Consider the following 19919-nt stretch of genomic DNA (forward strand, 5'->3'; position numbering starts at 1 on the left):
GCCGCAGTTGCTCCGGCGCCGCTGCACGGGTTACTCCAGTTCCATCAGGCCGGGATCGCGCTGCACCGGCTGGATCTGCTCAGGCTTGACCTCCTTCTTGAGCATCAGCTTCAACTGGCTGGCCTTCTGGCAGGCGTTGTGCCCATCGACGAAGACACCGCCCTGGTTGCACTTCCAGTCATAGAAGTTGGCCAGGCCTCCCGCCAGTTGCAGGCTGTAGTCGCTGCTCTTGGTGCCGGGGCTGAACGGCTGGCCGGCGGGAATGTTCTGGAACCAGCGCATCCATTCCGGCGAACCTACCGCCGGAGGGTTGGCCTGGAAGGTGGGGTTCATGATGGCCAGTTGCGGGTATTCCCCGGTCATGTGGCAGCTCATGCAGGAACTGACCGGGTTATCCACCGGGCCGTTGAGGCGGCCATTCCAGCCCAGGTGCGTCGGCGGCAACTGCGCCGTGTTGGCGTTGATCGCGGTCTGCTTGAGGTTGGGGTTGATGCGCGTCTGGCTCGGTTGCGGGTTGCTGAAGTCGTTGCCCGTGTCCTGCGGGTCGTTGCCCCACATGATGCCCACCGGGACCAGGTTGTCCCAGCCGGCCTTGCCGGTGACTGCGCCGTTGTACTGGAAGGTACCGAAGATCCAGCCGGTTTCGTTGATGCGGGTGTCGCGCACGGCGATGTCCATCTGGATCAGGGCGACGTCCTTCACCTCGCGGTCGGCGGAGTCGAACCGCGTGGTGATATAGCCCTTCCACAGCACCGGGTTCTGCAGGAAGGGCACCTGGCTGCGGTCGACATCGGCGAACAGCGCCTTGCACACCACGGTGCCGTTGGCGAAGCTGTCGGGCTTGGAGGTGAAGTCCGGGTTGGGGTTCTGCGGGTCTTTCCACACCTGGCCGATGGTGTAGGCGCCAATGTCGTTGTAGATGCCCACCGCGTAAGTCTGCCCGGTGCTGGTCTGGCTCGCGGCGAGTTGCTTGGCCTGGATCTGCGCCTCCTTGGTCAGGCCGTGGATGCCCTCACGACCCAGCGGACCGTAGTGTTGCCAGGGCATGTGGTACCACTGGCGCAGCGTGTTCTTCTGCACGTTCCAGTCGTTCTCCACGTTGCCTTCCAGGCAGTAGTCCTTGACCGCGTTCATGTACTCGCGCCAGGTCTCGAAGTCGTTGCTCTGCTTGCCGGGTAGCAGCTTGAAGAAGGCCGGCAGGGCCGACGCGGGAGGTGCGGCGTCGGGATAGGACTGGCTGAGCTGGAACAGCGGCCCGCTGTATTCCTTGCTCGGTGGCTGGTAGCCGAAGTCGGGAAAGGTGCCGGCCTGGGCTACCGGGGCGAGCAGTGGGGTGGCCAGTGCCAGGGTGAAGATCAGGGTTCCTTGTGCGTTGCGCATGGATCATCTCCTTATGTGGCCACGCCTGCCTGGCGAGCGGTTCGCGCAGTGAGCGCAGGGTGGCCGTTATCTAGGCTGCGGCGCATCATCCGGTGCGTCGGTTCACGGTGTCGCGGGGCTCCTGAGCGGGGGGCGTGGAGAGGTACTCAGGCACGAGTTCGGCATGGCGCCGACGGGCGGGACGACTAGGACGGCGGGCAGGCATGTCGACCTCCATGTCGAGTACGGTGAGGGCACTACTACAGGTGATAGTTGTAGATCATCCTGACGGAAGTGCCATGATCTGGTGCGGCGTCGCCCTGCGCGCCGGCACTCGAACGAGGAATTTCCGATGCTGTTCGCGCGAATCGTCCTGCTGATCCAGATTGCCGCCCTCGTCCTGCTGGGGCTGGCCTACTTCATCCGCCCCGAGGAAATGGCCAGCTTCAGCGGTGCGCTGCTGATGAGCGCCGCAGCGGTGACCGAGGTCCGGGCGTTTTACGGCGGCATGCAGCTTGGCCTGGCGGCCTTTCTGGCGATGGCGCTGCTGCGCCTCGACCTGCTGCGTCCGGCGCTGACCCTGCTGGTACTGCTCTACAGCGCCCTGGCCGTGGCGCGCATCGGCGGCCTGTGGCTCGACGGTGGCGCGCAGCAGACCTTCAATCTCTACGCGCTGCTGCTCGAACTGGTCTCGGCCGGGCTGGCCTGGTGGGCGCTGCGGGGGATTCAGCGCGGGAACTGAGCCGTTCAGGCGACTCAGCGGCGCTCCAGCAGCACTCCCGCTTCCATGTGATGGGTATAGGGGAACTGGTCGAACAGCGCGCAACGCGTGACTTTGTGCGTGTCGTGCAGCTGGGCGATGTTGGCGGCCAGGGTCTCCGGGTTGCAGGAGATGTAGAGGATGCGCTCGAAGCGTCGGGTCAGCTCGCAGGTGTCCGGGTCCATGCCGGCGCGTGGCGGGTCGACGAAGACGCTGCCGAAGTCGTAGCTCTTCAGGTCGATGCCTGCCAGGCGGCGGAACGGGCGCACCTCGTTGAGGGCCTGGGTCAGTTCCTCGGCGGACAGACGCACCAGCTCGACGTTATCCACGCCGTTGTCGGCCAGGTTGGCCAGGGCGGCATTCACCGAGGCCTTGCTGATCTCGGTGGCCAGTACCTTGCGCACGCGGGTGGCCAGCGGCAGGGTGAAGTTGCCGTTGCCGCAGTACAGCTCGAGCAGGTCATCCTGGCGCTCGCCGAGCGCATCGTAGGCCCAGCCGAGCATCTTCTCGCAGACCCGGCCATTGGGCTGGGTGAAGGCACCTTCCGGCTGGCGGTAGTGGAAGCTGCGCCCGGCCACGTCGAGCTCCTCTGCCACGTAGTCGCGGCCGATCACCAGGCGCTGGCCACGCGAGCGACCGACCAGGCTGACGTTGAGCGCGCTCGCCAGTTTTTCCGCCTCGGCCTGCCAGGCGTCGTCCAGCGGACGGTGATAGGCCAGGGTGATCAGGGCGTCGCCGGCCAGGGTGGTGAGGAACTCCACCTGGAACAGTTTGAACGACAGCACCTCGCTGGCCTGCCAGGCCGCGCGCAGGCGTGGCATCAGCTCGTTCACGCGCAGGCTGGCGATGGGGAAGTCGTCGAGCAGGATCGGCGTGTGCTTGTCGCCCGGGGCGAACATCGCATAGTGGCGCTGGCCGTCTTCACGCCACAGGCGGAATTCGGCGCGCAGGCGGTAGTGCTCGCGTGGCGAATCGAATACCTGCGGTTCGGGGGCGGCGAAGGGCGCCAGCAGTTCGACCAGGCGTGCCTTCTTCTCGGCGAGTTGGGCGTCGTAGGTGGCGGGGTCGAATGCGGGGCGGCTCATCGGTCACTCGTGCAGGCAGGAAAACGGGGCGCCATTGTAGCGGAGCCGGTGGCCGCGTGCCTTGGGTTACTCGTCGGCGTTGCACTGTGGGTGGGCGCAAGTGAGCGATTGGTGGACGTGAAAAGCGATGTCCACCCTAGGTGGTGGCCGGCGGGGGCGTAGGGTGGATGACGCTCTTTTCATCCACCGTTGCAGCCTTCGGCTAGCGGGTATGGGGGGCTGCAATGGCATGCCCAGCCAGGGCCGATCAGGCGAAGTAGGCCAGCTTGACGATGAACAGCGCCGAGAGCACCCACATCGCGGCGTTCAGCTCGCGGGCACGGCCGGACAGCAGCTTGATGCCGGTCCAGGCGATGAAACCGAAGGCGATGCCGTTGGCGATGGAGAAGGTCAGCGGCATGGCCAGGGCGGCGATCACCACTGGGGCGGCGACGGTCAGGTCGTCCCAGTCGATCTGCGCCAGGCTGCTCATCATCAGCACGGCGACGAACAGCAGCGCCGGTGCGGTGGCATAGGCCGGTACGGAGCCGGCCAGCGGGGCGAAGAACAGGCTGAGCAGGAACAGCGCGGCGACCACGCAGGCGGTCAGGCCGGTACGCCCACCGGCGCTGATGCCCGCGGCGGATTCGATGTAGCTGGTGGTGGTGCTGGTACCCAGTGCGGCACCGGCCATGGTCGCGGTGCTGTCGGCCAGCAGGGCACGGCCCAGGCGCGGCATCTTGCCGTCCTTGTCCAGCAGGTCGGCTTTCTGCGCCACGCCCACCAGGGTGCCGGAGGTGTCGAACAGGTCGACGAAGAGGAAGGCGAAGATCACGCTGACCAGGCCGATGTCCAGGGCGCCGGCGATATCCAGTTGCAGCAGGGTCGGCATCAGCGACGGCGGCATCGAGACCACCCCCGGCAGCTCGGACAGGCCGAGGATGATCGACAGTGCGGTGACCAGCAGAATGCCGATCATTACGGCGCCGGTGACCTTGCGGTAGGCCAACGCGGCGATGACGAAGAAGCCCAGGCAGGCCAGCAGCGCGCCGCCGTTGCTCATGTCGCCCAGGCCGACCAGGGTGGCCGGGTGATCGACCACGATGCCGGCGTTCTTCAGGGCGATGATCGCCAGGAACAGGCCGATACCGGCGGCGATGCCGGCGCGCAGGGCCAGCGGGATGCTGTTGATGATCCATTCGCGAATCTTGAAGATCGACAGCAGGAAGAAGATCGCGCCGGAGAGGAACACCGCGCCCAGGGCGGTCTGCCAGCTGTAGCCCATGGTCATCACCACGGTGTAGGTGAAGAAGGCGTTGAGACCCATGCCCGGGGCCAGGGCGATCGGGTAGTTGGCCAGCAGGCCCATCACCAGCGAGCCGATGGCGGCGGCCAGGCAGGTGGCGACGAACACCGCGCCATGGTTCATGCCGGTCGCAGCCAGCATGTTGGGGTTGACGAAGAGGATGTAGGCCATGGTCAGGAAGGTGGTGATCCCGGCCAGAACCTCGGTGCGCACCGTGGTGTTGTGGGCTTTGAGTTGGAACAGTCTTTCCAGCATGGTGGCTCCCCAAGGCGCGTGCGCGCCGAAATTGGTCTGCAGAAAGCAAAGCACATTCGTCCGAACCGGCCGGAAAATTGCCCGTTCCCGCAAAAGCCGCGCATCATACCAGCAAGGTTTTGCCTGGTGAATTTGTGCGCTGTGCGGCCATTTCATGACCAGGCGGACAGTTTCATTTCGCACCTGAAGGAGTGGATAGATGAGCAAGCGTGCACTGGTCACCGTCGCCGATGGCGTCGAGGATCTCGAATGCGTGACCCTGATCGATGTGCTGCGCCGTGCCGACGTCGAGGTGCTGGTGGCGAGTGTCGAGGAGCGGCGGATGATCACCTGTTCCCGTGGCACGCGCCTGACCGCCGACGCCATGCTGGTGGATGTGCTGGCGCAGGACTTCGACCTGATCGTGCTGCCCGGTGGCATGCCCGGTGCGCAGCGCCTGGCCGACTTCGAGCCGCTGGCCGAGCGCGTGCGCAAGCAGGCCAGGGCCGGTGAGCTGTTCGCCGCCATCTGTGCGGCGCCCGCCCTGGCGTTGCAGGGCTACGGGGTGCTCAGGCAGCGGCGGATGACCTGCTACCCGGCCTTCAGCGATCGCCTGAGCGGTTGCAGCTTCGTCGATGAAGCGGTGGTGGTCGACGGTAACTGCATCACCAGCCAGGGGCCGGGAACGGCACTGGCCTTCGCCCTGACCCTGGTCGAACAGCTGGTCGGGCGCGGCAAGCGCAACGAGGTGGCGGCGGCGATGCTGGTGTAACGCTCGCGATGCTGTTGCAGGGCGGTCGTCGCGGGTGGCAGCGGCGAACTCATGGTTCGCCACGCTCGTTCGCCAGCAACTGGCGCTTGCGCTGCAGCCCCCAGCGGTAGCCGCTGAGGCTGCCGTCGCTGGCCACCACACGGTGGCAGGGCAGCAGCAGGCCGATGGCGTTGCTGGCGCAAGCCCGTGCCACCGCGCGCGGGTGGCTGCGCAGCTGCCCGGCCAGCTCGGCGTAGCTGCGGGTCGCGCCGCTGGGAATCTGTTGCAGGGCCTGCCAGACGCGCTGCTGGAAGGCCGTGCCGCGAATGTCCAGCGGCAGGTGGGCGGCGCGTTCCGGCTCCTGCAGTTGCCCGAGTACCTGCTGCAACCAGTCGTGCAGGGCGCCCTCATCCTGCTCCAGCCGGGCTGCGGCGAAGCGCTGCTGCAGTTCGGCGAGCAGCGTCGCCGGATCGTCGCCGAACAGCAGGGCGCAGACGCCCTTGTCGCTGCTCGCCAGCAGCACGTGGCCGAGGGCGCAGGGGGCGATGCCGTAGCGCAGGTGTTCGCCGGCGCCCCCTGAACGCCGTCGGCCCGGACTCATGGCCTGCGGCTTCTCATACAGGGCGCGGGTGCCGGAGTAGCCCGCCGCCAGCGCGGCGTCGAGGACGCTGTGCGATTGCGCGAGGTGCGCGTCCAGGCGCTGTCGTCGTTCGGCATCGGCCCAGGCGTGGGGCGTCATGCCGGTACGCGCCTTGAACGCACGCGCCAGGTGCGAGGGCGACAAGCCGATGCGCGCGGCCAGCTGGGGCAACGTCAGGCGTTGCTCGCCGCGCAGCAACTGGCAGGCGGCGGCGACCAGCGCGTCGAGCTGCTGTGCCGGGCTCTGGCCTTGCGGCGAGCAGCGCTTGCACGGGCGAAAGCCGGCGGCTTCGGCGCTGCCCGGGTCTGCATGGAAGCTGACGTTGTCGCGGCGTGGGCGCCTGGCCGGGCAGCTTGGCCGGCAATAGATGCCGGTGCTGCGTACGGCGAACACGAAGCGTCCGTCGAGCGTCGCGTCGCGCTCGCAGACGGCCTGCCAGCAACTCTCCGGATTCAACATGTGGCCTGCCCAGGTGATGACGATCTGAATGACGATTGTCGGCCGGCTCCGCCGCGCTGCCAATCCGTATTGCACTTTCAAAGCCTAACGGCAGTCAGTTGTGGAACACCTGGGCGCAGATGCCGTTCTGCGCCTTTACTGTTCGGTAGACAGGTAGCCGTGGAGGTCGCCATGCGCGGGATGCTCGACAGGCCGGAACAGGAGCTGATTCTGGTCGCGGACGACTCACAGGAGGTGCGCGAGCGCATCGGCGCGCTGCTGGTCGAGCGCTACCAGGTGCGCCTGGTCGCCGCTGACCAGGCGCTGGCTGCCGCCTGCGAGGCGCCGCAGCCGGACCTGATACTGCTCGGCTGGCAGGATGACTATGCGCTCTGTCGCCAGTTCAAGCGTGAAGCGCAGACCCGGCATATCCCGCTGATTCTGGTGACCGCCAAGCGCGATGCCGTCGACGAGCAGATGGGCTTCGACCTCGGCGCCGCCGACTACATCACCAAGCCGGTCAGTCCGCCCATCGTCCTGGCTCGGGTCAAGGCGCAGCTGCAGCTCAAGGCGGCCACCGACTACCTGCGCGACAAGAGCGAGTACCTCGAACTCGAGGTCAAGCGGCGCACCCGCGATATCCAGAAACTGCAGGACGTGACCATCGAGGCGATGGCCAGCGTTGCCGTCATGCGTGACAACCCGTGCGGCCGTCACCTGGCGCGCATCGAGCGCTACATGACCTGCCTGGCGGCGGCGGTGGCACGGCAACAGCCCGCGCTTTCCGCTCAGCTGGACGAGGAGCGCATCGCCCAGCTGGGCAAGTCCGCCATGCTCCACGTGATCGACCGGATGACCCTGCCGGACCGTATCCTGTTCCGCCATGGCGAACCGGACGAGGGCGACCTGCGCCTGCTCAGCGAAGGCGTGCTGGCCGGGCGGGACGCCTTGCTGCGTGCCGAGCGCAAGCTGGGCAGCAGCACCAGTTTTCTCTCCGATGCCAAGGACATCGTCCATGGCCAGCACGAGCGCTGGGATGGCAAGGGCTACCCGCAGGGCGTGCACGGTGAGCAGATTCCCCTGTCCGCACGCCTGATGGCGCTGGTCGGCCACTTCGAGGAGCTGACCTGTCAGCACCCGTACCGGCCACGGCTCAGCCCCGCTCAGGCGGTGGCGCAGATCAGCGAGGCCAGCGGTACGCGCTTCGATCCCATGGTGGTGCTGGCCCTCGTCGAGGCGACGCCGGCATTCATGCGCATCGCCGAGTCGCTGGCCGACGACGCGGCGGCCGTGGAGGTCGAGTTGCAGCGCCTGGAGGACTCCCTGGCGGAGAGCATCGAGCTGACCCTGCCGCCAGTGAGCTGAAGACGCTCAGCCGGCTATTCGCTCGACGTGATGGCAGGCGACCTGGCGCGCGTCGATCAGGCGCAGCTCCGGGCGCTCGCCGCGGCAGCGCTCGTCGGCATGCGGGCAGCGCTTGTGGAAGGCGCAACCGGACGGCGGATCGAGCGGATTGGGCAGCTCGCCGCTGATCTTCACCCGGGGCTTGTCCGGATCGGGATGGATCGCCGGCGTCGCCGACAGCAGCGCCCGTGTGTACGGATGCAGGGGGCGGTCGTAGAGGGCCGCCGCCGGGCCCATTTCCACCGGGCGCCCGAGGTACATCACCAGCACGTCGTCGGCCACATGGCGCACCACCGCGAGGTTGTGCGAGATGAACACGTAGCCGGTGGCGAACTGCTCCTGCAGGTCCATGAACAGGTTGAGCACCTGGGCCTGGATCGACACGTCCAGCGCCGAGGTCGGCTCATCCGCCACCAGGACCTTGGGTTGCAGCATCATGGCGCGGGCCAGGGCGATGCGCTGGCGCTGGCCGCCGGAGAACATGTGCGGGTAGCGCTGGTAGTGCTCGGGGCGCAGGCCCACCTGCTGCATCATCGCCTGTACGCGCTCGCGGCGCTCGCCGCGATCCAGGCCGGTATTGATCAGCAGCGGCTCGGCCAGCTGGTCGCCGATCTTCTGCCGGGGGTTGAGCGAGGCGTAGGGGTTCTGGAACACCATCTGCACGTCGCGGCGCAGTTGCTTGCGCAGGTCGTTGCTGGCCCCGGCCACTTCGCGACCGGCGATCTGCAGGCTGCCCGAGCTGGGCTCCTCGATCAGGGTGAGGGCACGGGCCAGGGTGGATTTGCCGCAGCCGGATTCACCGACCACCGCCAGCGTCTTGCCGGCCTGCAGGCTGAACGACACGCCGTTGAGTGCCCTGACCAGCGCGGTGGGTTTGAACAGGCCGCGCGAGACGTTGTAGTGACGAGTCAGGTCCTGGGCTTCGAGTACGCAACTCATCAGGCCACCTCCAGGGGAAAGAAGCAGCGCGCGGCGCCACTGGCGTGTTCATCGAGTGCGGGCCGCTGCTGGCGGCAGCGCTCCTGCACGTAGGGGCAGCGCGGGGACAGCAGGCAGCCCTGCGGCCGGTCGTAGCGTCCGGGCACGATGCCGGGCAGGGTCGCCAGGCGCTCGGCGCCTACGCTGTGCTCGGGAATGGCCTTGAGCAGTGCCTCGGTGTAGGGGTGGCTGGGGGCATCGAACAGCGCCGGCACCTGGCCCAGTTCAACCGCCTGCCCGGCGTACATCACGCAGACGCGCTGGGCCGTCTCGGCCACCACGGCGAGATCGTGGGTGATCAGCACCAGGGCCATGCCCTGATCGCGTTGCAGGTCCAGCAGCAGTTCCATGATCTGCGCCTGGATGGTGACGTCCAGCGCCGTGGTCGGCTCGTCGGCGATCAGCAACTTCGGCTCGGCGGCGATGGCCATGGCGATCGCCACGCGCTGGCTCATACCACCGGAAAGCTGGTGCGGGTAGGCGTCCAGGCGGCTGGCGGCAGCGGGGATCTCGACGCGTTCGAGCAGCTGCAGCGCACGTGCCCGCGCGGCCTTGCCCTTGAGCCCGAGATGCTGGCGCAGCACTTCCTCGATCTGGAAGCCTACGGTGTAGCTGGGGTTTAGGGCGGTCATCGGGTCCTGGAAGACCATGGCCAGGTCCTTGCCGACGATGTGCCGGCGCTGACGCCCTTTCAGGCGCAGCATGTCGGTGCCATCGAACTGCATGCAGTCGGCGCCGACGATACCGGGGGCGTCGATCAGCCCCATCAGCGCCATCATGGTCACCGACTTGCCGGAGCCGGACTCACCGACGATGGCCAGCACTTCACCCTTTTCCACGGACAGGTCGAGGCCGTCGACCACCGGCACGGCATCGGCGCTGCCGAAGCGTACGGAAAGATTGCGAATATCCAGCAGGCTCATGGGCGTGCCTCCGTGCGCAGGGTGGACGATGCTGCACCCGTCCAGCGTCGTAGATTCGTGGTGGATGAACAGCGCGTCATCCCCCCTGCGTCGCTGACACACAGGGCGTGTTGCCTTGCCTGCTGGCGGGGGAGGGGTGGGCAGAGCCCTCGCCCGTGAACGGGAGAGGGGAGGAGGCCGATTCGGGCTGGGGTATGGCTCATGTCGGGCTCCTCACTGCGCATTCTTGAGTTTCGGGTCGAGCGCATCGCGCAGACCGTCACCCATCAGGTTGATCGCCAGCACGCTGAGCAGGATGGCCAGACCCGGCAGGCTGACCACCCACCAGGCGCGCTCGATGTAGTCGCGCGCCGAGGCCAGCATGGTGCCCCACTCGGGAGTGGGCGGTTGCACGCCGAGGCCGAGAAAGCCCAGTGCGGCGGCGTCGAGAATCGCCGAGGAGAAGCTCAGGGTGGCCTGCACGATCAGCGGTGCCATGCAGTTGGGCAGCACGGTGACGAACATCAGGCGAGGCAGGCCGGCGCCGGCCAGCTGGGCGGCGGTGACGTAGTCACGGTTGAGTTCGCCCATCACTGCGGCGCGGGTCAGGCGCACGTAGGACGGCAGCGAAACGATGGCGATCGCGAAGATGGTGTTGATCAGCCCGGGGCCGAGGATGGCGACGATGGCCACCGCCAGCAGCAGCGACGGCAGGGCCAGCATGATGTCCATCAGGCGCATGATGCTCGGGCCGAGCAGGCGCGGGAAGAAGCCCGCGGCCAGGCCCAGGAGGATGCCGGGGATCAGCGACAGCACCACCGACGCCAGGCCGATCAGCAGCGACAGGCGTGCGCCATGGATCAGGCGGGACAGCAGGTCGCGGCCCAGCTCGTCGGTGCCGAGGAGGAACTGCCATTGCCCGCCTTCCAGCCACACCGGCGGGGTGAGCAGAAAGTCGCGGTACTGCTCGCTGGGATCGTGTGGGGCGATCCACGGGGCGAACAGGGCGCAGAACACCATCAGCAGCATGAACGCCAGGCCGCCCAGGGCGCCCTTGTTGTGGCTGAAGGCCTGCCAGAACTCCTTCAGCGGCGAAGGGTAGAGCAGGCTCTGGTCGAGCGTGGTGGCGGTCGTCATGGGCGCACCTCGCGTGGGCTGGATGCTGCAGTGGCGGTCCGCCAATGGTTTTTCACGCTGGATGAAGCGGGGGTCATCCAGCCTGCGTAATCGTCATGTTCGTGCATGGCGCCTTCCTTACTGCTGATGGCGGATGCGTGGATTGGCCAGGCCATAGAGGACATCCACGATGAAGTTGACCAGGATCACCAGGCAGGCGATCAGCAGAATGCCGTTCTGCACCACCGGGTAGTCGCGGGCGCCGATGGCCTCGATCAGCCATTTGCCGATGCCCGGCCAGGAGAAGATGGTTTCGGTGAGCACGGCGCCGGCCAGCAGGGTGCCGATCTGCAGGCCGAACACGGTGAGCACCGGGATCAGCGCATTGCGCAGGCCGTGGACGAACACCACCCGTGCCGGGGAGAGGCCCTTGGCCCGCGCGGTACGGATGTAGTCCTCGCGCAGCACTTCGAGCATGGCCGAACGGGTCATGCGGGCGATCACCGCCAGCGGGATGGTGCCGAGCACGATGGCGGGCAGGATCAGGTGATGCAGGGCATCGAGGAAAGCACCTTGTTCATCGGAGAGCAGGGTGTCGATCAGCATGAAACCGGTGACTGGCGGAATGTCGTAGAGCAGGTCGATGCGTCCGGACACGGGGGTCCAGCCCAGGCCGACGGAGAAGAACATGATCAGCAGCAGGCCCCACCAGAAGATCGGCATGGAATAGCCGGTCAGCGAGATGCCCATCACTCCGTGGTCGAACAGCGAGCCGCGTTTCAGCGCGGCGACCACCCCCGCGACGAGGCCCAGCGTGCCGGCGAACAGCAGCGCCGCCAGTGCCAGTTCGACCGTGGCGGGGAACAGGGTGAGGAACTCGCGCCAGACGCTTTCGCGCGAGCGCAGCGATTCCCCCAGGTTGCCCTGGGCGAGCTGGCCGATGTAGTCGAGGTACTGGGCATAGAGCGGCTTGTTCAGCCCCAGGCGCTCCATGGCCTGGGCGTGCATTTCCGGGTCGACGCGGCGTTCGCCCATCATCACTTCCACCGGGTCGCCGGGGATCAGGCGGATCAATGCGAAGGTCAGCAGGGTGACGCCGAAGAAGGTGGGGATCAGCAGCCCCAGGCGTCTGGCGATGAATGAAAACATCAGGCGGTTCTACTCCATGGCTGGAAGCGGGCAGCGGACTGCGTGGTCCGCCGCTGTTCTGGGATATGCGTGGCCCGGAGGCCTTTCGGGGCCATCGCGGGTTGGCGGGCTGTACGGCGAGGGTTCATGGCAGCTTCACCCGGGCAAAGTTGTTCGAGCCCATGGGGCTGAGCACGAAACCTTCGACCCCCTTGCGCAGCGCGGCGAACTGCTTCGGGTGGGCCAGGGCGATCCATGGCGCCTGCTCGTGGAAGATCGCCAGGGCCTGGCGGTACAGCGCCGCACGTTTTTGTTGCTGCGGCTCGCGGCGGGCCTGGGTGATCAGCGCATCGAAGGCCTCGTTGCACCAGCCGGCCTGGTTCTCGCCGCTTTCGGCGGCTGCGCAGGACAGGTTGGGCGTGAGGAAGTTGTCCGGGTCGCCGTTGTCGCCGGCCCAGCCCATGAACACCAGATCGTGCTCGCCATTCTTGGCGCGCTTGATCAGCTCGCCCCACTCGAACACGCGAATGTCGCTGGCGATGCCCAGCCTGGCCAGATCGGCCTGCAGCATCTGCGCGCCGATACCGGGGTTGGGATTGGTCGGGCCGCCGCCGGGGCGCGTCCAGATCGACAGCTTGAAGCCGCTCTTGCGCCCGGTTTCGCCCAGCAGCTGGCGGGCGCGCTCGACGTCGTGCGGCCAGTCCTGCAACTCTTCGTCGTAGCCCCACAGTGTCGCCGGGTAGGGGGCAACGGCAGGGCTCGCATTGCCTTCGCCATACTGCGCGCGAATGTAGGCGGCCTTGTCGAACGCCAGGTTCAGCGCCTGGCGCACGCGCACGTCATCCAGCGGCGGGTGGCGGGTGTTGATGCCGATATAGGCGGTGAGCAGCGAGTCCAGTTCCAGCACCTGCAACCGTGCATCGGCCTTGAGCGCGGGGATGTCCACCGGACGCGGATACAGGGCGATCTGGCAGTCGCCGGCCTTGAGCCGTTGCTGGCGGACGTTGGGCTCGGTGGTGATGGCCAGCAGCAGGCGGTCGATGGCAGGGGCACCATCCCAGTAGTCGGGGTTGGCACGAAAGCGCACCTGGGCATCCTTGGCATAGCGTTCGAAGATGAACGGGCCGGTGCCGATGGGCTGGCTGTTGAGGCGCTCGGGTGCATGCTCGGCGAGCAGCTGGTCGGCGTACTCGGCCGAATAGATGGAGGCGAAGCCCATGGCCAGGTTGGCCAGGAATGGCGCCTCCGGGTGCCTGAGCACGAAGCGCACACGATAGTCGTCGAGCTTTTCCACACGCTCGATCAGTTGCCGCAGGCCCATGGCTTCGGCGTAGGGAAAGCCGCGCAGCGACAGCTTGTGCCAGGGGTGATCCGGGTCGAGCTGGCGCTGGAAGCTCCACAACACATCGTCGGCGTTGAAGGGGCGAGTCGGGGTGAACGCCGGGTTGCTGTGGAATTTCACCCCCTGGCGCAGGTTGAAGGTGTAGCTCAGACCGTCGTCGCTGATGCTCCAGCTCTGCGCCAGCGCGGGAATGATCTCGGTGCTGCCGGGAGCGAAGGCCACCAGACGCTCGAACAGGGTCTCTGCGCTGGCGTCGGCGGTGGTCGCCGCGGTGTACTGGACGATATCGAAACCTTCCGGGCTCGCTTCGGTGCACACCACCAGGCTGTCAGCCGCCTGGACGTGTGCGCCCAGCAGGGCGGCCAACAGCAGGCCGCCACGTAGCAAGGACGTGGATGACATGAATAACTCCTTGAACGGCGCCCTTGCGGGCGCCGCATGCATCACTTGTCGATGCTTACACCATAGAAGGAGTTGAGCGCGAACGGACTGATGCGGAAGTCGTGCACTTCCTTGCGCATCGGCTGGTACACGGTGGAGTGCGCCAGCGGGGTGATCGGCACTTCGCGTTTGAGGATCACCTGGGCCTGCTTGTACAGCTCGGTGCGCTCGGCCACATCGGTGGTGCGCTTGGCTGCCTTGACCAGCTTGTCGTAGTCCTCGAAGCACCACTTGGAGAAGTTGTTGCCGTCGACCGCATCGCAGCCATAGAGGGTGCCCAGCCAGTTGTCCGGGTCGCCGTTGTCGCCGCTCCAGCCGATCAGCATGGCGTCATGTTCGCCGCCCTTGGCACGCTTGAGGTACTCGCCCCACTCGTAGCTGACGATGCGCGCCTTGATGCCGATCTTGGCCCAGTCGGCCTGCAGCATCTCGGCGATCTGCTTGGCATTGGGGTTGTACGGACGCTGCACCGGCATGGCCCACAGGGTGATCTCGGTGCCTTCCTTGACGCCCGCGGCCTTGAGCAGCGCCTTGGCTTTCTCGGGGTCGAAGGCCGGGTCCTTGATGTCCTCGTTATAGGACCACTGGGTCGGCGGCATGCCATTGACGGCCAGCTGTCCGGCCTTCTGGTAGACGGCGTCGAGGATCGCCTGCTTGTTCACCGCCATGTCCAGCGCCTGGCGTACTTCCAGCTTGTCGAACGGCGGGTGGGTGACGTTGTAGGCGATATAGCCGACGTTGAAGCCCGCCTGCTCGGGCATCTGCAGGTTGGGGTCCTTCTGCAGCGACTCGATGTCCGCCGGACGCGGGAACAGGGTGACGTGGCATTCGCCGGCCTTGAGCTTCTGCATGCGCACCGAGGAGTCGGTGTTGATGGCGAAGATCAGGTTGTCGATCTTCACGTCGTCGGGCTTCCAGTAGTCCTTGTTGCCCTTGTAGCGGATCACCGCGTCCTTCTGGTAACGGCTGAACACGAAGGGGCCAGTGCCGATCGGCTTCTGGTTGATGTCGGAGGCCTTGCCGGCCTTGAGCAGCTGGTCGGCGTATTCGGCGGACTGGATCGAGGCGAAGCTCATCGCCAGGTTCTGCACGAACGCGGCGTCGACCTGGTTGAGGGTGAAGCGCACCGTCATGTCATCGATCTTCTCCAGCTTGGCGATGTTGCTATCCATGCCCATGTCGGTGAAGTAGGGAAACTCGGTGGGGTACGCCTTGCGGAAGGGATGGTCCTTGTCGAGCATGCGTTCGAAGGTGAACAGCACGTCGTTGGCGTTGAACTCACGGCTGGGCTTGAAGTAGTCGGTGGTGTGGAACTTCACCCCGGGACGCAGCTTGAAGGTGTAGACCAGGCCGTCGTCGGAGACCGTCCAGCTCTCGGCCAGGCCGGGCTCGACCTTGGTGCCGCCACGCTCGAACTGGGTCAGACGGTTGAAGATGGTTTCCGCAGCGGCATCGAAGTCGGTGCCGGTGGTGTACAGGCCCGGGTCGAATCCGGCGGGGCTGCCTTCGGAACAGAAAACCAGGTTGGCGGCGCTGGCGAGGGGGGCGCTGGCGATCAGCCCAGCGGTAAGCAAAGCCTGGATAACGGCGTTCTTGCGCATCATGACCTCATCGTTGTTTTGCTTGTTTTTGAGGAGCCCCTTGTGGGGGCCTCCTGGCAAGCTATGCAGGGCGTGTGCCTGAGGCAAGTGCGCAAGTGGCGTAAAAAGGGTTAGCGCTACACGGGTGTAACTCGCTGTCGCATTTATGAACTTTTGTCGGGAAGAGATAGCAAAACGCCGTTATCTTTCGACAACGGCGCTGCTTTGTCGCGGGGCGCGGGTCAGGGCATCTGCACTTCGATGACGCCATCGGCGCTCACGGTCACCTGGCTGGTGCCGGCTTCGATCTGCGGAGTGGGGGCGGAATCCATCATCGCCATGCTCTTCGCCTCGAAGCCGCGCATGGCCATCGGCGGCTGGAAACCACCGGTGTTTAGGCTCAGGCTGACCAGCTTGTAGCCCTTGCCGCCGAGCGCCTGGGTGGCCAGCTGGGCGCGGGCCTTGAAGGCATCCACGGCGTCCTTGAGCATGGCGTCCTCGCGTGTCTTGCGGGTATCGGTGGCGATGCTGAAGTCCATGCCGCCCATCTTCATCGACTGCAGCAGCTCACCGGTCAGCGAGGACAGGCGGGCGAAGTCGGCGCTCTCCATGCGCACTTCGGCGCGCTCGCGCCAGGCGGTGATCTTCTGGCCCTTGTCGTCATAGACCGGGTAGCTGTGGCGGCTGCCCAGCTTGACCGAGACGCCTTTGACCTGGCGCACCTGCTCCAGGGTCTTGTTCAGGGTGTTGGTGATCTCCGCCGCCAGTTTGGCCGGGTCGGCATTCTGCGACTCGGTGTACAGGGTGACGTGCATCAGGTCATGAGCGACTTCCTGGTTCACCTCGGCACGCAGGGCAATCTGGTTGTAGCGCGCTTCGTCGGCCAGCAGGCCGCTGCTGGCAAGGCCGGCGATGGTCAGGGCGATGGCGGAGGCGATACGGGGCATGGTGAGCATGTGCAGTTCCTTTTTCAGTGGCCTTGATGGCCGTTTCCCGAGGTTAGACGAAGACAGATGACCATTCGGGTTAAACCCGGTTCAGGTTTTTTTTCAGGCCGCACAGCCGCGCCGAACAGGCGTGCGTCCGGTTGCCGCAGCGGCGGAAGGCCGCGCCAGGCTTGGTTATACTCGCCCCATTGACTGGAGTCGCCATGCTCGAACCCGTGCAGTTGTTGTCCGCCAGCCGCCAGAATCTCTGGCGCCTGACCCTCATTCGTATTCTCGTGCTCGCCGCCCAGGCCGGTTCCGTCGGGCTCGCGTACAAGTCGGGCGTGTTGGCGCTGCCCTGGTGCGAATTGTCGATCACCCTCGGCATTTCCCTGCTGCTCTGCGTGGGCACGGCATTACGCCTGCGCGGCCCCTGGCCGGTCACCGAGGTCGAGTACGCCGTGCAGCTCGGCTGCGACCTGATCATCCACAGCGTGCTGCTGTATTACTCGGGTGGTTCGACCAACCCCTTCGTCTCCTATTACCTGGTGCCGCTGACCATTGCTGCGGCCACCTTGCCCTGGCTGTTCACCATCGTGCTGGCGGGGATGGCGCTGGCGGGCTACACCCTGTTGCTGGTGTGGACGCACCCGCTGGAACTGCCGGCGGCGCGCGAGAGCCTGCTGGTCTACGGCATGTGGCTGAGCTTCGCCCTGGCTGCCGCGCTGATCACCTTCTTCGTCGCCAAGATGGCCGAGGAGCTGCGGCGCCAGGACGAACTGCGTGCCGAGCGCCGTGAGGAGAGCCTGCGCGACCAGCAGCTGCTGGCCGTGGCCACCCAGGCTGCGGGCGCCGCCCATGAACTGGGTACGCCGCTGGCCACCATGAGCGTGCTGCTCAAGGAGCTGCGCCAGGAACACCGCGACAAGCCGGCCCTGCAGGACGACCTGGCCCTGCTGCAGGAGCAGGTCAAGCTGTGCAAGTACACCCTGCAGCAACTGGTGCGTGCGGCCGAGAACGACCGGCGCCAGGCGGTGGTGGAGCAGTCCTGCGTGGAGTGGCTGGAAACCACCCTCAATCGCTGGCACCTGATGCGCCCCGAGGCCAGCTACCGCTACCAGTGCCTGGGGCGTGGCACGGCGCCGCGCATCATGCCGCCGGCCGACCTTACCCAGGCGCTGCTCAACCTGCTGAACAACGCCGCCGATGCCTGCCCGGACAAGCTCGATATCCGTCTGGACTGGGATCACCAGTGGTTGCGCCTGAGCATCCGCGACCATGGCGCCGGCGTCCCGCTGGCCATTGCCGAACAGCTGGGGCGGCCGTTCTTCACCACCAAGGGCAAGGGTTTCGGGCTCGGTCTGTTCCTCAGCCAGGCCAGCGTGACCCGTGCCGGTGGTACGGTTAAGTTGTATAACCATGAGGATGGCGGCACCCTCACCGAATTGAAGTTGCCGCGAGCCTATGGCGTGGCCTGACAAGGAAAACCTGCATGAGCGAAGAATCCCTGTTCGAAGGTGAAGAGCAGCCCCATCTGCTGCTGGTCGATGACGACCCGACGTTCACCCGTGTGATGGCGCGCGCGATGAGCCGCCGAGGCCTGCGTGTGTCCACTGCGTCAAGCGCCGAGGAAGGCCTGGCGATGGCCAAGGAAGACCTGCCCGACTACGCGGTGGTCGACCTGAAGATGGAAGGTGATTCCGGCCTGGTCCTGCTGCCCAAGCTGCTGGAGCTGGATGCCGAGATGCGCGTGGTGCTGCTCACCGGTTACTCCAGCATCGCCACCGCCGTCGAGGCGATCAAGCGTGGCGCCGCCAACTACCTGTGCAAACCGGCCGACGCCGACGACGTGCTGACCGCCTTGCTCTCCGAGCATGCCGACCTGGACAGCCTGGTGCCGGAAAACCCGATGTCGGTCGACCGCCTGCAGTGGGAGCACATCCAGCGTGTGCTGGCCGAGCATGAGGGCAACATCTCCGCGACGGCCCGCGCGCTGGGCATGCACCGTCGTACCTTGCAGCGCAAGTTGCAGAAGCGCCCGGTACGCCGCTGAGGCCATTGGCCCGGAACGGTTCCGGGCCTCGCTTCATGGCCGCCGCAGGTGGCCACCCGATTTACCGGTAGCAGCATAAACATTAGCCGGCTAACATGCGTTGTCGTACAACTGCATCGGTGCCTTCATGCTCGCCGTCGCTGCACAAACCCTCGCTGTCACCGCCCCGGTGTTCGCCATGCTGTTTCTCGGTGTGGCGCTCAAGCGCGTGCGCTGGATCGACGGCGCCTTCATCGATACCGCCTCGAGCCTGGTGTTTCGCGGCACCATGCCGACCCTGCTGTTTCTCGGGGTGATCAAGGCCGATCTGGATGCGGCGATGCAGCCGGGGCTGCTGACTTACTACGTGCTGGCCACGGTGGCCAGCTTCTTCCTGGCCTGGGGCTGGGCCGTCTGGCGCGTGCCGTTCGTGGACCGTGGTGTCTACACCCAGGGTGCCTTTCGCGGTAACAACGGTATCGTCGGGCTGGCGCTGGCCACCAGCATGTATGGCGATTACGGGCTGTCCCTCGGTTCGGTGCTCGCCGCGCTGGTGATCCTCTGCTACAACGCGCTCTCGGCCGTCGTGCTGGCCATCTACAGCCCGGGGGCGAAAACCGGCATGCGGGCCATCGCCCGCAGCATCGTCAGCAACCCGATGATCATCGGCGTGCTGCTGGCCGTGCCTTTCGCCTACTGGAAGATCGCCCTGCCGCAGTGGCTGCTCACCTCGGCGGAGTATTTCGCGCAGATGACGCTGCCGCTGGCGCTGATCTGCATCGGTGGCACGCTGAGCCTGGCCTCGCTGCAGCGCAGCAGCGGCACGGCCATCGGTTCGAGCCTGATGAAGATGGTCTGGCTGCCACTGTTGAGCACCACCGGCGCCTGGCTGCTGGGTTTTCGCGATGCGGACCTGGCGATTCTCTTTCTCTACTTCGCCAGCCCGACGGCTGCGGCCAGTTTCGTCATGGCCCGGGCCGTCGGTGCCAACCATGAGCTGGCGGCGGCGATCATCGTCATCACCACCCTGGCGGCGGTGCTGACCACCAACTTCGGCCTGCTGCTGTTGCAGTGGGGGGGCTGGGTCTAGCTGGTCGTGGCCGGCGCTCGATGGAGCACCGGCAAGGCGGCTCCTACGAGGCGTTGCGCTGGTAGTCGTCGATCACTTCCTGGGCTGCGCGGAAGGCATCGATGCTCGCCGGCACGCCGGCATAGACCGCGCAGTGCAGCAGGGTTTCGCGGATTTCCTCGACGGTGCAGCCGTTGTTCAGCGCGCCGCGCACGTGCCCCTTGAGCTCCTGCGGGCACTTCAGTGCGGTCAGCGCGGCCAGGGTGATCAGGCTGCGGGTTGCGCGTGGCAGGCCACTGCGCGTCCACACGCCGCCCCAGGCGTGTTCGTTGACGAAGTCCTGCAGGGGTTGGCTGAACTCGGTGGCATTGCCCAGGGCGCGCTCGACGAACGCCTCGCCCATGACTTCGCGGCGTACCTGCAGGCCGCGCTCGTGGTTCTCGCTCATG

General features: G+C 66.3%; 18 protein-coding genes. 6 read left to right on the plus strand and 12 right to left on the minus strand.

Annotated elements, in window-relative coordinates; translation table 11 throughout:
- Nucleotides 1-30: 30 nt before the first annotated feature.
- Entirely contained in the window at nt 31-1380 is a 1350-nt protein-coding gene (locus FIV02_RS04305; RefSeq protein WP_152487909.1) for a hypothetical protein, read from the minus strand.
- Between the two features lie 331 nt (nt 1381-1711).
- Here FIV02_RS04305 and FIV02_RS04310 point away from each other — a divergent pair, with 331 nt between their 5' ends.
- Nucleotides 1712-2101, plus strand: coding sequence for a DUF4345 domain-containing protein (locus FIV02_RS04310; protein WP_152487910.1), 390 nt, complete (start codon nt 1712-1714; stop codon nt 2099-2101).
- A gap of 14 nt (nt 2102-2115) precedes the next feature.
- Here FIV02_RS04310 and trmA read toward each other — a convergent pair whose 3' ends face one another.
- Both trmA and FIV02_RS04320 read right to left on the minus strand, forming a co-directional pair.
- Nucleotides 2116-3204, minus strand: coding sequence for a tRNA (uridine(54)-C5)-methyltransferase TrmA (trmA, locus tag FIV02_RS04315; RefSeq protein ID WP_152487911.1), 1089 nt, complete (start codon nt 3202-3204; stop codon nt 2116-2118).
- A gap of 247 nt (nt 3205-3451) precedes the next feature.
- A complete protein-coding gene (locus FIV02_RS04320) occupies nt 3452-4744 on the minus strand; it encodes an NCS2 family permease (RefSeq protein WP_152487912.1) in 1293 nt (430 codons plus the stop codon).
- Nucleotides 4745-4943: 199 nt separating this feature from the next.
- On the opposite strand from FIV02_RS04320, the gene FIV02_RS04325 reads away from it, so the two are divergent.
- Nucleotides 4944-5495: a DJ-1 family glyoxalase III gene (locus FIV02_RS04325; RefSeq protein WP_152487913.1), complete on the plus strand. Its 552-nt coding sequence runs from the start codon at nt 4944-4946 to the stop codon at nt 5493-5495.
- 49 nt (nt 5496-5544) lie between these two features.
- Here the strand turns inward: FIV02_RS04325 and ada are convergent, their stop codons facing one another.
- Complete coding sequence (gene ada, locus FIV02_RS04330; protein ID WP_152487914.1) at nt 5545-6573, minus strand: bifunctional DNA-binding transcriptional regulator/O6-methylguanine-DNA methyltransferase Ada; 1029 nt, start codon at nt 6571-6573, stop codon at nt 5545-5547.
- A gap of 171 nt (nt 6574-6744) precedes the next feature.
- Between ada and FIV02_RS04335 the strand changes: the two genes are divergently transcribed.
- Nucleotides 6745-7917 carry an HD domain-containing phosphohydrolase gene (locus FIV02_RS04335; protein WP_152487915.1) on the plus strand — a complete coding sequence of 391 codons (1173 nt, stop codon included), beginning with the start codon at nt 6745-6747 and terminating at the stop codon, nt 7915-7917.
- A gap of 6 nt (nt 7918-7923) precedes the next feature.
- Here FIV02_RS04335 and FIV02_RS04340 read toward each other — a convergent pair whose 3' ends face one another.
- From FIV02_RS04340 to FIV02_RS04370, 7 genes are all read right to left on the minus strand, one after another.
- Nucleotides 7924-8895: a peptide ABC transporter ATP-binding protein gene (locus tag FIV02_RS04340; protein WP_037046369.1), complete on the minus strand. Its 972-nt coding sequence runs from the start codon at nt 8893-8895 to the stop codon at nt 7924-7926.
- Nucleotides 8895-9857 carry an ABC transporter ATP-binding protein gene (locus FIV02_RS04345; protein ID WP_152487916.1) on the minus strand — a complete coding sequence of 321 codons (963 nt, stop codon included), beginning with the start codon at nt 9855-9857 and terminating at the stop codon, nt 8895-8897. The genes FIV02_RS04340 and FIV02_RS04345 overlap by 1 nt, the downstream gene beginning before the upstream one ends.
- 213 nt (nt 9858-10070) lie before the next feature.
- Nucleotides 10071-10973, minus strand: coding sequence for an ABC transporter permease subunit (locus FIV02_RS04350; RefSeq protein WP_037046390.1), 903 nt, complete (start codon nt 10971-10973; stop codon nt 10071-10073).
- Nucleotides 10974-11090: 117 nt separating this feature from the next.
- A complete protein-coding gene (locus tag FIV02_RS04355; RefSeq protein ID WP_037046393.1) occupies nt 11091-12101 on the minus strand; it encodes an ABC transporter permease subunit in 1011 nt (336 codons plus the stop codon).
- 124 nt (nt 12102-12225) lie between these two features.
- A complete protein-coding gene (locus FIV02_RS04360; RefSeq protein WP_152487917.1) occupies nt 12226-13824 on the minus strand; it encodes an ABC transporter substrate-binding protein in 1599 nt (532 codons plus the stop codon).
- Nucleotides 13825-13865: 41 nt separating this feature from the next.
- Nucleotides 13866-15464 (minus strand): ABC transporter substrate-binding protein, encoded by a 1599-nt coding sequence (locus tag FIV02_RS04365; protein ID WP_047587324.1) that lies wholly within the window; start codon nt 15462-15464, stop codon nt 13866-13868.
- 221 nt (nt 15465-15685) lie between these two features.
- The gene (locus FIV02_RS04370; protein ID WP_152487918.1) at nt 15686-16399 is read right to left on the minus strand and encodes an SIMPL domain-containing protein; all 714 of its coding nucleotides are present in this window, start codon (nt 16397-16399) and stop codon (nt 15686-15688) included.
- Nucleotides 16400-16593: 194 nt separating this feature from the next.
- Here FIV02_RS04370 and FIV02_RS04375 point away from each other — a divergent pair, with 194 nt between their 5' ends.
- The 3 genes from FIV02_RS04375 to FIV02_RS04385 all read left to right on the plus strand — a co-directional run bounded on the left by FIV02_RS04375 (nt 16594) and on the right by FIV02_RS04385 (nt 19491).
- Nucleotides 16594-17847, plus strand: a complete 1254-nt coding sequence (locus FIV02_RS04375) for an ATP-binding protein (protein WP_037046403.1) — start codon at nt 16594-16596, stop codon at nt 17845-17847.
- A gap of 14 nt (nt 17848-17861) precedes the next feature.
- Nucleotides 17862-18422: a response regulator transcription factor gene (locus FIV02_RS04380; protein ID WP_047587309.1), complete on the plus strand. Its 561-nt coding sequence runs from the start codon at nt 17862-17864 to the stop codon at nt 18420-18422.
- A 127-nt stretch (nt 18423-18549) separates the two neighbouring features.
- Nucleotides 18550-19491, plus strand: coding sequence for an AEC family transporter (locus FIV02_RS04385; RefSeq protein WP_037047376.1), 942 nt, complete (start codon nt 18550-18552; stop codon nt 19489-19491).
- Nucleotides 19492-19534: 43 nt separating this feature from the next.
- Here FIV02_RS04385 and FIV02_RS04390 read toward each other — a convergent pair whose 3' ends face one another.
- Entirely contained in the window at nt 19535-19918 is a 384-nt protein-coding gene (locus FIV02_RS04390; protein WP_037046408.1) for a carboxymuconolactone decarboxylase family protein, read from the minus strand.
- Nucleotide 19919: the final 1 nt, after the last annotated feature.

Origin of the sequence: Pseudomonas sp. THAF187a (genome assembly GCF_009363395.1) — a bacterium.
Taxonomy (GTDB): Bacteria; Pseudomonadota; Gammaproteobacteria; order Pseudomonadales; family Pseudomonadaceae; genus Aquipseudomonas; species Aquipseudomonas khazarica.